At 68.1% G+C, this 13,906-nt stretch carries 9 protein-coding genes; 6 read left to right on the top strand and 3 right to left on the bottom strand.

The features are described from left to right. Window positions 1-74 precede the first annotated feature (74 nt). A complete protein-coding gene (locus OMW55_RS10720; RefSeq protein ID WP_264883039.1) occupies window positions 75-2,645 on the bottom strand; it encodes a penicillin-binding protein 1A in 2,571 nt (856 codons plus the stop codon). A 46-nt stretch (window positions 2,646-2,691) separates the two neighbouring features. Next, window positions 2,692-3,546 (bottom strand): N-acetylmuramoyl-L-alanine amidase family protein, encoded by an 855-nt coding sequence (locus OMW55_RS10715; protein ID WP_264883038.1) that lies wholly within the window; start codon window positions 3,544-3,546, stop codon window positions 2,692-2,694. 374 nt (window positions 3,547-3,920) lie between these two features. Here OMW55_RS10715 and OMW55_RS10710 point away from each other — a divergent pair, with 374 nt between their 5' ends. From OMW55_RS10710 to OMW55_RS10700, 3 genes are all read left to right on the top strand, one after another. Next, a complete protein-coding gene (locus tag OMW55_RS10710; protein ID WP_264883036.1) occupies window positions 3,921-6,581 on the top strand; it encodes an Rne/Rng family ribonuclease in 2,661 nt (886 codons plus the stop codon). A 78-nt stretch (window positions 6,582-6,659) separates the two neighbouring features. Beyond that, window positions 6,660-8,036, top strand: a complete 1,377-nt coding sequence (locus tag OMW55_RS10705; RefSeq protein WP_407822137.1) for a M48 family metalloprotease — start codon at window positions 6,660-6,662, stop codon at window positions 8,034-8,036. Then, complete coding sequence (locus OMW55_RS10700) at window positions 8,033-8,752, top strand: DsbA family protein (protein WP_264883034.1); 720 nt, start codon at window positions 8,033-8,035, stop codon at window positions 8,750-8,752. Before OMW55_RS10705 ends, OMW55_RS10700 begins: the two co-directional genes overlap by 4 nt. A 28-nt stretch (window positions 8,753-8,780) precedes the next feature. Here the strand turns inward: OMW55_RS10700 and OMW55_RS10695 are convergent, their stop codons facing one another. Next, a complete protein-coding gene (locus OMW55_RS10695) occupies window positions 8,781-9,167 on the bottom strand; it encodes a PilZ domain-containing protein (RefSeq protein ID WP_264883032.1) in 387 nt (128 codons plus the stop codon). 232 nt (window positions 9,168-9,399) lie between these two features. Here OMW55_RS10695 and OMW55_RS10690 point away from each other — a divergent pair, with 232 nt between their 5' ends. The 3 genes from OMW55_RS10690 (at window position 9,400) to OMW55_RS10680 (ending at window position 13,894) form a co-directional block, all read left to right on the top strand. After that, complete coding sequence (locus OMW55_RS10690) at window positions 9,400-11,781, top strand: putative bifunctional diguanylate cyclase/phosphodiesterase (protein ID WP_264883030.1); 2,382 nt, start codon at window positions 9,400-9,402, stop codon at window positions 11,779-11,781. A gap of 404 nt (window positions 11,782-12,185) precedes the next feature. Then, window positions 12,186-12,569 carry a hypothetical protein gene (locus OMW55_RS10685; protein WP_264883028.1) on the top strand — a complete coding sequence of 128 codons (384 nt, stop codon included), beginning with the start codon at window positions 12,186-12,188 and terminating at the stop codon, window positions 12,567-12,569. Further along, complete coding sequence (locus OMW55_RS10680; protein ID WP_264883027.1) at window positions 12,569-13,894, top strand: phage terminase large subunit family protein; 1,326 nt, start codon at window positions 12,569-12,571, stop codon at window positions 13,892-13,894. Before OMW55_RS10685 ends, OMW55_RS10680 begins: the two co-directional genes overlap by 1 nt. Window positions 13,895-13,906: the final 12 nt, after the last annotated feature.

Below are 13,906 nucleotides of genomic sequence, written 5' to 3'. Positions count from 1 at the left end.
TTTTCACCCCTTCGCGGCGGCGGCATGGATGCTGAAACAAGTTCAGCATGACCCGATTGGTCGGGCCTGCACCTCTAGTAGATGCCGCCTTGCCTCTGCAAGAAGTCGTCCGCCGGACGGGCCTGGGCCGGGGCGGTCGGCCGGCGTACGGGCGGACTGGCCCGCCCGGCTGGCCGACGAGCAGGCGTGGCCGGACGGAGGGCCTGAACGGCGCTACCGGTCTCGTAGCGGCGGACCGAGCGACGCGGCTCCGTTTCCGGCTTGAACGCTTCCCAGATCACCGCCGACTTGGGATCTTCCTGGGTCGGGAAGGTGCCGAACACGCGCCGGCCGCTGTTGCGATCGATGCGGACCATGCGGATGCCGGCCGGCGCGACGAATGGCACGGGCGGCACATCCTTGTAGGCGACCTGCGCGAACTGCTTAAAGATAGGCGCCGCGACGCGGCCACCTTGCGCCGCGCCGCCCAAGGAGCGTGGCTGGTCGTAGCCGAGGTAGACGCCGCCAATCACGTCCGGCGTGCCGCCGACGAACCAGACGTTGGTCGGGCCCGAGGTGGTGCCGGTCTTGCCGAACATGGGCCGGCCGAGATCGCGCAGCACGGTCGCGGTGCCGCGCTCGATCACGCCAGTCATGATGTGCACCATCTGGAATGCCGCCTGCGGATCCAGGATCTGCTTCGAGCGGCTCGGCGGGCGCGGCATGAAGCCGCCGTTGTAGCTGTCGCAGTTGCCCATCACCTGGCAGCGGTTGTCCGTGCGGTAGATGACCTTGCCGTTACGGTCCTGGACATAGTCGATCAGCGTCGGAGTGACGGACCGACCATGGTTGGCCAGGATCGCGTAGGCATTGGTCAGCTTCAGCACGGTGGTGTCGCCCGCGCCCAAGGCAATCGACAGGTAGTTGGGATAGTCGCCAACGCCGAGTTTGCGGGCGGTGTCCGTGATCTTGGCCATCCCGGTCTGGCTGGCGGTGCGCACGGTCATCAGGTTGCGCGACTGTTCCACGCCCCAGCGCATGGTCTTGGGACCGTAGTAGCGGCCGTCGAAGTTGCGGAAGCACTTGTTGCCCAGCCCAGCGCCCTGCCAGACGCAAAACGGCGAGTCCGGAATGATGGACGCCGGGGTCATGCCGTTCGCGAGCGCGGTGTAGTAGACGATCGGCTTGAAGGTGGAGCCCGGCTGGCGCAGCGCCTGAGTGGCGCGGTTGTAGGACGAGCCGGTCGCGTCGAACCCGCCTTGCATGGCGAGCACCCGGCCGGTGCGCACCTCTTCGGACACGAACCCGCCGCCGATCTCAGGGATGGAGCGCAGCGCATAATCGTCGCCCGTGATCCGCTTCACCACGATCACCATGCCCGGTCGGAAGTAGCTGAACGCGCTGCCGCCGACGCCCTTCTTGGGCTGCTGCGCATTGCCGCTGTTGATCGTTCCGGTGCTGCCGTCCTCGAAGCCAAGCTGGGCGCTCCCGCCCGACTTGCTCAACACTACCGCTTTACGCCAATCGGGGAAGCCGGTGGGCACAGGGGTGCGATCGAGTTCGCCCTTCCAGTCGCCACTGACGTCCACCGATTTGCCGAGGTCCCGCCAGCCCCGACCGCCATCGAACCTGGCCAAGCCTTCACGGAGCGCGGCGGCGGCGGCGTCCTGCAGTTTCGGGTCCATCGATGCGCGGACCCACAGGCCGCCGGCGTACAGGCTGTTCGGCCCCTTATCGGCCGTCTCACCGTACCGCTTGATCAGGTCGCGGCGGACTTCCTCCATGAAATAGCCACCCTGGTCGCGAAATTTCAGGTTGGAACCGTACGGGATCGTGCCGAGCGGCGTCGCCGCGGCTTCGCGCCACTGAGTCTCGCCGATGTAGCCGTTGTTGAACATCTCCCGCAGCACGTAATTGCGGCGGTCGAGGGCCTTTTGCGTTGCGCGGACGGGATCGTAGTTGCTGGGCGCTTTGGGCAACACGGCAAGGTAGGCGGCTTCCGGCAGGGTCAGGTCGCCGACGTCCTTGTCGAAATAGGCCCGCGCGGCCGCCTGCACGCCATAGGCGTTCCGGCCCAAGAAGATCTGGTTGAGGTAGAGTTCTAGGATCTGCTGCTTGCTCAGCGTTGATTCCAGCCGGAAGGCCAGAATCGCTTCGCGCGCCTTGCGCGACACGTTGTAGCTGCTGTCCTGCAGCAGGCCCTTGGCGACCTGCTGGGTAATGGTCGAACCGCCGCGGGCGCGACCGCCACCCGTCACCTTCTTGGTGCCATAGTCGAACACCGCGCCGACCAGGCCGGGGTAGTCGATCCCGCCATGGGTGAAGAAAGTCTTGTCTTCGGCCGAGACAAAGGCCTGGACGACCATCCTGGGATATTCGTCGTAATTGAGCTCCACCCGCCGTTCGCGGGCGAAGGTCTGCACCGGCTGTCCGTCGTAACCGCGGATATTGGTCGGGAGCGGCGGCTGGTAGGCCAGAAGCTTTTCCGAGCTTGGCAGCCCGGCGGCGAACACCAGCCAGCCGATCAGGAAGGCGGCATAGCCGAGCGCGACGAGCCAGCCGAGCCAGCGAACCCAGCGCCGGCCCCACCATCGGTGAAAGGCGTCAGCCACCCGGTGGTGGCGTGCGAGCCACGGCGAAGACGGAGGAGTCGCGACGGCGTCCATTGCGCCTCGCTCTAGCCGCTTGGGTTTGCGGGGGAAAGCGTCTGCGTCAGCGGTTTGCCGCCTTGATCGCCAGCTCCGTCTCGATCGCCTGGGCCAGAGCAGTTACAATGCGCGATCGCTGGCGGTCATCAAGCAGCATGGCCTCGTCCTGGGCATTCGACAGATAGCCCATCTCGACCAGCACGGCCGGTGCTTCGGCCCGGCGCAGCACCCGGAATGCGGCAAAGCGATGAGGTTCGGGGCGCAGCGCGACTTGCCGGCCGGCCGTTCCAACCAGCCGAAGCGCGAAGTCGGCCGACGCGTTCATGGAGTCACGCGTCGCGAGGTCGGCAAGTAGCGCTGGAACGCTGCCGGCCGGCGCACTGCGGCCAGCGCCCGTGCCCTGCCCGGCCGCCATGCGCGCGGCGTCGACGTCGGACGCCACCTCCGACAGGGAATAGACGCTCGCGCCACGCGCATCGGTGTCCGTGGAGCTGTCCGCATGAAGCGAGACGAACAGGTCCGCGCCGAGCCGCCGGGCGATGTCGGAACGCTGATCGAGTTCCAGGCTTCGGTCGGCGTCCCGGGTAAGCGCGACGCGCACTCGCCCGTCGCGGGCCAGTCGCGCCCGCAGCTCGCGGGCGACCTGCAGCGTCAGCTGTTTCTCGCGCACGCCGCTGGCGGCGCCCGGCGCGCCCGGATCACGGCCGCCATGGCCCGGGTCGATCACCACCAGCGGACGGCCGGGCACCCGGGCCTCGGTCACCGCCACATCCGTTAAGGGATCGGGCAGGCCGACAGTCAGCCCTCCGCGCTGCGCCGCGCCAGGAATGGCGCCGCCGTGGTCCGAGGAGTCGCGCGAACAGGCCGCGGCGGTCAGCGCCGCCGCGCAGGCGACCAGGGTTCGGACGGGCAAGCTCATGCCGGGCCAGACTAGCGCGGCACCATGGACCTACCAAGCGGCAGAAAAGCCACGGTGGGCGCCATTGCGGCAGGGCTGAGGGGATGCTAGGTCCACCGCCGGTCCCGCTTGCGTCCCAATGCAAGCGAGCGGACCGGCGCCGCGGCACCGTCACTGGGCACCGCGGCTTCGAACAGGTTGAAGCTGAATGACGTCACCCGTTGCCCGACCCGAGCTCCGCGATGAGCCGGACGGTGCGCCTTCCAGGGTGATCGAGGCAGCAGCAGCAAATTTCATCATCATCCCCAGCGCCCGCGGCCCTGCCGCGCCAACGCTGGATTCATCACGCGCGCGCCGCCCTCGGAAGGTCGTGGCGCGCGAGCGGAGACTATTTCATGACCATGCGCATGCTGATCGACGCGCGCCACCCCGAGGAGACCCGGGTCGCGGTCGTCAAGGGTAACCGGATCGAAGAATTCGACTTCGAATCCGCCGAGCACAAGCAACTCAAGGGCAACATCTACCTTGCCAAGGTGACCCGGGTGGAGCCCTCGCTCCAGGCCGCGTTCGTCGACTATGGCGGAAACCGCCACGGGTTCCTCGCCTTCAGCGAAATCCACCCGGATTATTATCAGATCCCACGCGAGGATCGCGAAGCGCTGCTGCGCGAGGAAGCCGAGCATGCGGCCGAGGAAGAGCGCCTGCGCAATCAGGCGGACGACCTGGAGCCGATCGACAGCCACCACGAAGACGACGGCACCGACGACCGTCCCGACGATTACGACGATGAGGACGAGAACGGGGATGACAGCGACGAGCCGGTCCAGTCCGAAGAAACCGGCGGCAATGGTCGCCGAAGCGTAGTCGACGAGGCGGACGAACTGCGCCGCAAGCGCCAGAACCTGCGCCGTCGTTACAAGATTCAGGACGTCATCCATCGGCGCCAGGTGCTGCTGGTTCAGGTCGTCAAGGAAGAGCGCGGCAACAAGGGTGCGGCGCTGACCACCTATCTCAGCCTCGCGGGTCGTTATTGCGTGCTGATGCCCAACACGTCCCACGGCGGCGGCATCAGTCGGAAGATCAGCAACGGTGCCGACCGCAAGCGTTTGAAGTCGATCATGGCCGAGCTGAAGCTGCCGTCGACCATGGGGCTGATTGTCCGCACCGCCGGGCTCCAGCGCACCAAGACCGAGATCAAGCGCGACTTCGACTACCTCGCCCGTCTGTGGGACGAGGTGCGGGAGAACACGCTCAAGTCCAGCGCGCCCGCGCTGATCTACCGCGACAGCGACCTGGTGAAGCGCGCCATCCGCGACCTCTACCACCGCGAGATCGAGGAAGTGATCGTCGAGGGCGAGGACGGCTTCCGCGCGGCCCGCGGCTACATGAAGCTGTTGATGCCGAGCCATGTGCGGCGGGTGACCGCCCATACGGAGGCGACCTCCCTGTTCCAGCGCTACGGCGTCGAGGACCAGTTGGGCGCCATGTACCAGCCGATCGTCCAGCTGAAGAGCGGCGGCTACTTGGTGATCAACCCCACCGAGGCGCTGGTCTCCATCGACATCAACTCGGGCCGGTCGACGCGCGAACACAACATCGAGCAGACCGCCTTTCAGACCAACCTGGAGGCCGCCAACGAGATCGCGCGCCAGCTGCGCCTGCGGGACATGGCCGGCCTCGTTGTCATCGACTTCATCGACATGGAGCAGAACAGCCATGTCCGGAAGGTCGAAAAGGCGATGAAGGAGGCGCTCAAGAACGATCGGGCGCGCATCCAGGTCGGCCGGATCTCGAGCTTCGGGCTGATGGAAATGAGCCGCCAGCGGTTGCGCACCGGCGTGCTGGAAGCGTCCACCAAGGCGTGCCCGCATTGCGAGGGCACCGGGCTGATGCGCACCGCGTCGTCTGCCGGCCTGCAGGCGCTGCGCCTGCTTGAGGAGGAAGCAGCCCGGGGCCGGGGCGAGAAGGTCTGCCTGCGGGCCGGCGCCGAGGCTGCCATCTACGTGCTGAACAAGAAGCGGACCGAGCTGGCCGACATCGAGGCGCGTTACGGCGTGTCGGTCGAGGTGCTGGTCGATCCGAGCTTCGAGGGTGCGCGGATGATGGTGGAAAGCTCTGGCCCGCGGCCGATCGCGCCGCCGCGGCCGCAGCCCCTGCCCGCTCCGATCATGGACGATGTTGACGACGCCGAGTTCGACGATGTCGAGGAGGAAGACGGCGAAGATTTCGAGGACGAGGCGGACGCCTCGGCCGAGAGCGAGGACCGTGGCGAGGGCGACCATGGCGAGGGTGGCAAGCGCCGCCGCAGGCGCCGCCGGCGCGGTGGCCGCAATCGCCGGCGCGAGGGCGACGCAGTTGAAGGTGCCGACGCCGGCGAGGAGGCTGCGGCCGAGGGCTCGGACGAGTTGGTCGAAGCGGAAGCCGCCGAGGCCGAAGCGGGTGACGCCGGTGAGGAGGAACAGTCCCGCCGTGGTCGCCGCCGCCGCAATGGACGCCGCCGCCGGGAGGGTGACGAAGTCCTTACTGCCGACGAGCAGCAGGCGCCGGAGACCCCGGTCGATCTGCCGGCCCCGGACGAAGCACCGATGAAGGAGCCGGTGCCGTCGGAGGACCCTTCCCCGGACACCGTCGAAGCTCCCGCCGAACCCGCGCCCGTCGGTGACGAGAAGCCCAAGGCTCGCCGCCGGCCGCGGGCGCGCAAGGCCGACGCGGCAGCGCCGCTGGCGGAGGTGGCTCCGGAAGCGCCGGCCGACGTCGCTGCCCAGGAGGCCGCGGCAGCGCCGGAGAAGCCGAAGCGCCGCAGCCGCAAGAAGGCGGAGCCGGTGGCGGCCGAGCAGGTTGCCGAAGCGCCGGCGCTCGTAGCGGAGCCTGCTCCCGAGCAGGCGGGTGACACGGCTCCGGAACTCGCCTTGGAGCCGGTTGCGGAGCCTGCTCCGGAGGTCGCGCCCGAGGCCAGCAACGATACCGCGCCCGAGGCCGCCCCAGCCGCGGAACCGGTGAGCGAGGAGCCGCAGGCGCCGCGCCGCCAGGGTTGGTGGCAGCGGACGTTCGGCTGACTTGATGGGCTCCCCCGGCGAGTGGCCGCGGGGAGCCTTTCACCCCTCATTCAGCCCCGAACCGCAAAGGGCAGGTCGATGGGACGCGCCTTCACGTCGTTGCTGATCCGCCGGCTGATGCTGGTGCTGACGCTGGTGTTCGCCGCCGCTCAGCCGGCGGCCGCCCAGTCGATCCTTCGCGACAGCGAAACCGAGCAGCTGTTCGACGACATCTCCAAGCCGTTGATCCAGGCGGCCGGCCTCGACCCCAGGTCGGTCAAAGTCGTGATGATCAACGATCCGGAGATCAATGCCTTTGTCGCGACCGGCCAGGTGGTTTACATCCATTCAGGCCTGCTGATGGCGGCGGACAATGCCAACCAGTTGCAGGGCGTGATCGCCCACGAACTGGGCCACGTCGCCGGCGGCCACTCGATCCGCATATACGAGGGCGCGCACAAGGCGGGTGTGATCCAGATCCTGAGTTTGGTGCTGGGCGGCCTCGCCGCCGCCGCGGGGGCCGGCGAGGCGGCGCTTGGTGCTGTGGCGCTGGGGCAGCAGGTGGCGCAGGGCAGCTTCCTGTCCTTCACCCGGGCGCAGGAGACCAGCGCGGACCTGGCTGGCGCGTCCTACCTCGCCAAGGCTGGCGTGAGCGGCCGCGGCAGCCTTGAGTTCTTCAAGAAGTTGCAGAACCAGGAGTATCGGCTCGCGGTCTATGCTACGGACAGCTACGATCGCACCCATCCGCTATCGTCCGAGCGCATCCAGACGCTGAAGACCATCTACCAGAAGGACCCGGCCTGGGGTCGTGCCGTCGATCCGAAGATCGAGGAACGGTTTCAGCGGGTGCGGGCCAAACTGGTCGGCTACATCTCAGACCCGGAGCAGGTGCTGCAGCGCTATCCGGCGAGCGATACGTCCATCCCCGCACGTTATGCCCGTGCCTACGCCTATCATCGCCAGGCATATCGCGACCGTGCGCTGACGGAAAGTGACGCGCTGCTGCAGATGCGGCCCGGGGACCCTTATTTCCTCGAGCTGAAGGGCCAGGTGCTGCTCGAGTCCGGTCGGCCGCAGGAAGCGATCGCGCCATTGCGGCAGGCGGTAGCGGCTGCGCCGGACAAGCCGATGATCGCCGCCATGCTCGGCCATGCGCTGATCTCGACGGAGCAGAGCGGCAACTACCCGGAAGCGGAACGGGTACTGAAGGCGGCGGTCAACCGCGACAACGACAACCCGTTCGCCTGGTACCAGCTCGGCGTCATCTACGATCGAAAGGGCGACATCGCCCGAGCCGCGCTGGCGACAGCCGAGCGCTGGAATTTGGAAGGCGACCCCAAGCTGGCCCTGACCAGCGCCGAGACGGCGATGAAGGGCATCCCCGCCGGCACGCCGGACTATCTTCGCGCGCAGGACATCGCCATGGTGTCGCGCGCCGAAGTGGAGAAGAACCGGAAGGGCGGGCGAAGCAAGTGAGCGAAACGACACGGGGGCGGTCGCCGTGGGGAGCCGCGCTGATGGGCGCGCTCGGCGGGACCCTGCTGACCTTGATCTTCCTGGTGCTGGCTGCGCGAGCTGGCTGGCTGGACCGCTACGTGCGGGAAACCATGGTGCGCGATCCCGACATCCTGATCGCCGCGTCCGAGGCGCTCAAGCAAAAGCAGTTCGCTCCGACCCTCGCCGCCAACCGTGCGGCGCTGGAGACGCCGTTTGCATCCTCGTGGGAAGGCGCGCGCGATGGCGACGTGACCCTGGTCGAGTTCTACGATTATGCCTGCGGCTATTGCCGGGCGTCGCTGCCGGTGCTCGACCGGCTGATCAAGGAAGACCCGAAGCTGAAGGTGGTCTACCGCGAGTTCCCGATCCTGGGCGAAGGCAGCGTCGCCGCGTCCCGCATGGCGCTCGGCGCCAGCAAGGCCGGCAAGTTCCTCGCCTTCCACGACGCGCTCTACGCAGCTGGCCACCCGGACGAGGCGGGCCTGACCAGCGCCGCCAAGGCGGCCGGCGTGCCGGCTGCCGTGCCGCAAAGCCCCGACATCGAGACGGAGCTCAAGCGCAACTACCAGCTGGCGCAGGAATTAGGCGCCACCGGCACGCCGCTGTTCGTGATAGGCGACCAGGTGTTCAATGGTGCAGTCGGTTATGACGCGCTCAAGAAGGCGATTGCGGACGCGCGGGCTCGGCGGAGCTAACTTCGACGGTCCATAACGCCGCCATCCCTCAGCGCGCCAGTCCATGCCGCCAATCCTCGGCCGCACGGCGCTCGTCAGGGGTGAGGCGGCGGGCGATGTCAGCGCCACCCTCGCGCCGCAGTGCCTGGAGTTCGCCCGCCGTCGGCGGCTCGTCGAAGCGGACGCCGCACTCTTCGCCGGTGGACCAGACCACCTCGCCCATCAGGGCGGCGCCCGCGACCCGCAGCAGCATCTCGTCCCCGGCGGCGGGAAGGTCGTTACCGCCGAGCCGCGCGCCCGTCTGCGACAGGTCGAGCATGGCAGCGGAATGGCGCGCCCCGACCGTTTCCACCAGCGCCTCTAGCGCGAGCTCCTCGCGCGGGTTCTGGCGGCGCCCCGCAGGACCGTCGATACGCTTGCCGAACTTGCCCGTCACTCTACTCGCCCTCTTGGCTGTGCGAGGGGTAGAACGATGCTGTTGACCAGCGGTTCACACCTATCTGGAACAATCGTGGTTAACGGGAGTGGGCGGCGGCCCTGTCCTTGGCGGTCCCGGCGCCAGCGACATTTCCGCATCAGTGCGCGTTTTAACGACGGTTCTTAAACCTCCGGCAGCTATTCGCCCGCTACAGGTACGGTACGGAGGGCGAATGTTCAGGCGTTGGTTGGTGCTTCTCCTGGTGATTGCCGCGGGCTGGGGCACGCCGGCCGCGGCCCGCCAGGTCGAACAGCTGGCCTATGGCCCGAGCGCCGCCTGCCGCCCGGCGGACGCAACCAACTGGACTTTCGTGCAGGTGCAGCCACCGCGTTCCGCGGAGCTCGGGCGCGACTGGCGACTGATGATCGACCATACCCGCTTTTCTGCGCTGCGAATTGCGATCGCGCGCACGAACGGGCCGCCCCTGCTGCTGGGCGGGCGGACGGCAGAACTGAGCGGCGCGTCGACGCTTGGCAACCGACTGGTATTTGCAGTGCCGGTGGCGCCGGCGGCAGTGACCCGCATCTGCCTTGGCTTCCGGGACCTCGACGACCTCAGCCTGATGCGCAGCGTCAAGGCCCTGTCGCCGGCGGCGTTCGAGCGGCATGTGGACCGCTGGCTGGTCCTCGTCTCGGCGGTCTGCGGCGTCTTGTTCTGCGCGCTGGCGTACAACCTCTTCCTGATGACCTGGCTGCGCAGCGACTTCCAGCGCTGGAACGTGGTGTGGCTGGCTAGCGGGCTGACCTACACCCTGTTCTGGACGGGCGGCGTGTACCTGTTCGCGCCAGGCCTGGACGGGGCGTTGCGGGTGCGGGCCGACTTCGTGCTGGTCAGCATCCTGGTAGGGTCGGCGACCGGTTTCTTTTTCGACTTTGTCGAGCGCGGCAAGATGCCGGAGGGATTGGTCAAGGCAGGCCTGGTCTGTTCCGCATTGATCCCGCTTGCCGGAGCACTCGCCGCGCTGGACTGGCTGCTGCCGGCGCGGCCTGCTGACCTCGCACTCAACGTGCTCTTGGTGATCTCCATCGGGCTGGTCGGAGCGGGGATCTGCCACGGCATCCGGCGCGGCAGCCGCGCGGTGTGGTTCTACCTCGCGGCATGGACCGCGCCGATGATCGTGCTGATGCTTCGCGTCGGGCGCAATTTCGGGCTGCTCAGCCAGTCGGACCTGGTCGACATGGCCAGCTTCGTTGCGATCGCCTTCGAGGCGGTGATCCTGTCGATTGCCGTGGCCGACCGCTTTCGCGAGTTTCTGCGCCAGCGCGACGCGGCCGATGCCGAGCGCGACACGCTGCGCCGAGTGGCGAACACGGACGCGCTGACGGGCTTGGCCAACCGCGCCGCATTCCAGGCACGAATTGCAACGCTCGGGCAGCATAGCGGCGCCGACCTGCTGATCGTGGATCTAGACGACCTCAAGGAGGCCAACGACTCGGCTGGGCATGATGCGGGTGACGCCCTGATCATCGAGGCGGGTCGGCGCCTTACCGAGGCGGCCGGCGGGCGCGGACTGGTGGCGCGAATCGGCGGCGATGAGTTCGCCGTGCTGCTCGTCGACGAGGAACGCGGCGGCCTGCCACCAGTGCTGGAGTTGGTCGGGCGGTCGGGCGGTCAGCGGCTGAGCCATGGCGGGCAATTGCTGGCGATCGGTTTGTCGGGCGGGTTGTCGAGCTGGACCGCGGGCGACGGCAGCCCGGACCGGCTGGCCAAAGAAGCCGATCTGGCGCTTTACCGGGCCAAGGCCGACGGGCGCGGCTGCTGGCGGGCGTATTCGAGCGCCATCTGCGATGAGCAGGAAGCCCGGCGGTGGTGGATCACGCAGGCCCGCACCGGCCTCGAACGGGGCGAATTGGAACTGCACTACCAGCCAATCGTCGACCTGCGCACGCAAGAGGTCAGCTACCACGAGGCGCTGCTGCGCTGGCGGCATCCGGAGCGCGGCCTCATCCGACCGGGCGAATTCAACCAGGCCTTCGACGATCAAGCCCTGAGCTTGGCCATTCAGAACTGGGTGCTGGAGGTGGCGCTGGACGCGCTGCAGACCGGTCGTACGGCCGGTGAGCTTAAGGCGATCAGCGTCAACTTCCTTGCCTGTCAGTTGCAGGGGCGGCGAGCGGCCCGCCACATTCTCGGCCGCCTGGCGTCACGGGGCCTTCCGCCATCGGCGCTGACGGTTGAAGTAACCGAGAACGTGGTTCTGGGGCGGCCGGGCGGGCCAGTGGTGGAGTGCCTTCGCTGGCTGCGCAAGGAAGGCGTGGGCGTATCTTTGGACGATTTCGGCACTGGCTATGCTTCGCTCGTGCACCTGCGAGAGCTGCCAGCGGACGTACTCAAGATCGACCGGTCCTTTATTGCCGGCCTGGAGCGTGACGTGGAGAGCACCATGATCGTGCGAGCCATTGTATCATTGGCGCACAACCTGGGGCGCAAGGTCGTAGCCGAGGGGATCGAAACCGACGACCAGCGCGAATACCTGCGGCGCCTGGGTTGTGACCTTGGCCAAGGGCACCTGCTGGGCCGGCCGCGCCCGCTGGCCCGCGTGGCCGCACCATCGCGCAACAAGGCGGCCTAGAGGCACTCGCGCGAACTGGGTTGTACTACCGACAGGATCCATGGGGTCGGTCGACAGGCTTCTGACTGCCTGGGTGGCTGCCCGTACCGCTGCGTGGTCGGCAGCCGGCGGGCGCGTCGTGTACCCCGCTCTGGCATACCGAGCTTGACATGTAGGAACCTTTTTGGTTAGCGGTGAGGGTGTCAAGGAAACCAGAACCCCATTCACGGTCCGAAACGCTTGAGGCTGACGTCCGGTCGGGCCGCGGTCGCACGACGCAGCTGATGAATACCTCAGACCAGGATGCGCGGAAGTTCAGCGCGAAGATGCAGCGAACCTTTCTGGAATTGTTCGCGGCAACGTGCAACGCCAGGTGGTCGGCTCGTCGAGCGGGCGTGACCTGCTCCACCGTTTACCGTCATCGTATGACCAGTGCTGCTTTTGCCAGCGCCTGGGACCGGGCGCTGGAACAGGGTTATGCGCGGTTGGAGATGCGGGTGCTGCAGCAGCAGTTCGACGATGTCGAGGAGGAGCTGGAGCGGATCGATCTCACCGGGGATTGGGACGTGCCCGACCCGCCTGTGCAAGACCCGGCGCGGGCGCTTCAGTTGCTCAAGCACCATCAAGACCGGGTCACGAAGACCCGAGTGGCGCCCGCAGCAAAGGACGGCGAGGCGGGGCGGAAAGTGCAGCCGCAGCGCGCGAGCCCTCCGGCCACCGACGCAGAAGTCGTAGCGGCGCTGAGCGAGCGGCTGGCCAAGTTCGGCGCAGAGATCATCGCCGAAACGCCGCCGCCGCAACCATCGTGATGCCCGGTATGTCGCCGCGTGAGGTCAATCGCGTGCTCCGCCGGGCCGCTCTCCTGTGCCGCGACGATCCCGCGGCGTGGACTGATTTCATTGTCGAGTTGCCGCCCAGCATCATCGATACGCTCAAGGGCCATTGGGGCGCCGGTCGCGGCCGTACGCCGCAGCTGGCGCCCGACGGGAACTGGCGACTGTGGGTGATCCAGGCGGGCCGGGGGTTCGGCAAGACGCGAGCGGGTGCCGAATGGGTTCATTCGATTGCACGTATGGAAACGGGCGTCAGGGTTGCGCTGGTCGCGGCCAGCCGTGAGGAGGCGGTGCGGGTGATGGTCGAGGGGGAAAGCGGGCTGTTGGCGACATCGAGCGCGGACTGGCGGCCCGAATGGTTGCATAGTCGCGGCGAGTTGGAGTGGCCGTCCGGGGCGATCGCCACGGTCTACTCGGCGGCGGCGCCGGAGGCGCTGCGGGGGCCGCAGCACCATGTCGCCTGGTGCGATGAACTCGGCAAATGGGGGGGCGGCGGAGCGCGAGCGTGGGATAACCTCACCATGGGGCTGCGCCTGGGTGAGCGGCCGCAAGTGCTGGTCACGACGACTCCGCGCGGCGGATCGCAGTTGCTCAAGCGGGTGCTCGCCGAACCGGGGATCGTCACGAGCAAGGGCTCAACCTTTGACAATCCGCACCTGCCCGTGGCGTTCGTGACAGCGATGGAGGGATTGTACGGGAACAGCCGGCTGGGGCGGCAGGAGCTGGCCGGCGAGCTGCTGGAGGAGGTGGAAGGGTCGCTGTTCCCGCCCGCGCTGCTGGCGCGGCAGCGGGCGGAGCGGCCGGGGGCGCCGGCGCGGGTGGTAGTCGGGGTGGACCCACCCGCGTCGGCTGGGGGGACGTGCGGCATCGTGGTGGCGGCGTCCGACGAGGCCGGGCAGCTGTTCGTGCTGCACGATGGCAGTGTCAGCGGGCGATCGCCGGAAGGCTGGGCGCGGGCGGTGGCCGACGCGGCGACGGCGTGGGATGCGGACCGGGTGGTGGCGGAGTCGAACATGGGCGGGGCGATGGTGCGCAGCGTGCTGGAGCAGGCGGCCCCTGCCCTGCCGCTGACGCTGGTCAATGCCAGCCGGGGCAAGGTGGCGCGGGCCGAACCGGTGGCGGTGGCGTTCGAGAGCGGGCGGGCGTGGCTGGCGGGCCGCTTCCCCGAGCTGGAGACGGAGTTGGAGCGGCTGGTGCCGGGCGAGGTGCCCGATCCGAGCCCGGACCGGGCGGATGCGATGGTTTGGGCGCTGACCGCGCTGCTGGAGCGGCGGGCGGCGCCGTCCTTACGCACCTTGTGAGGGCGTGGGCAC

The organism is Sphingomonas arvum (assembly GCF_026013565.1).
GTDB classification, from domain to species: Bacteria; Pseudomonadota; Alphaproteobacteria; order Sphingomonadales; family Sphingomonadaceae; genus Sphingomicrobium; species Sphingomicrobium arvum.
This window is presented reverse-complemented; position numbering and strand designations above follow the sequence as displayed.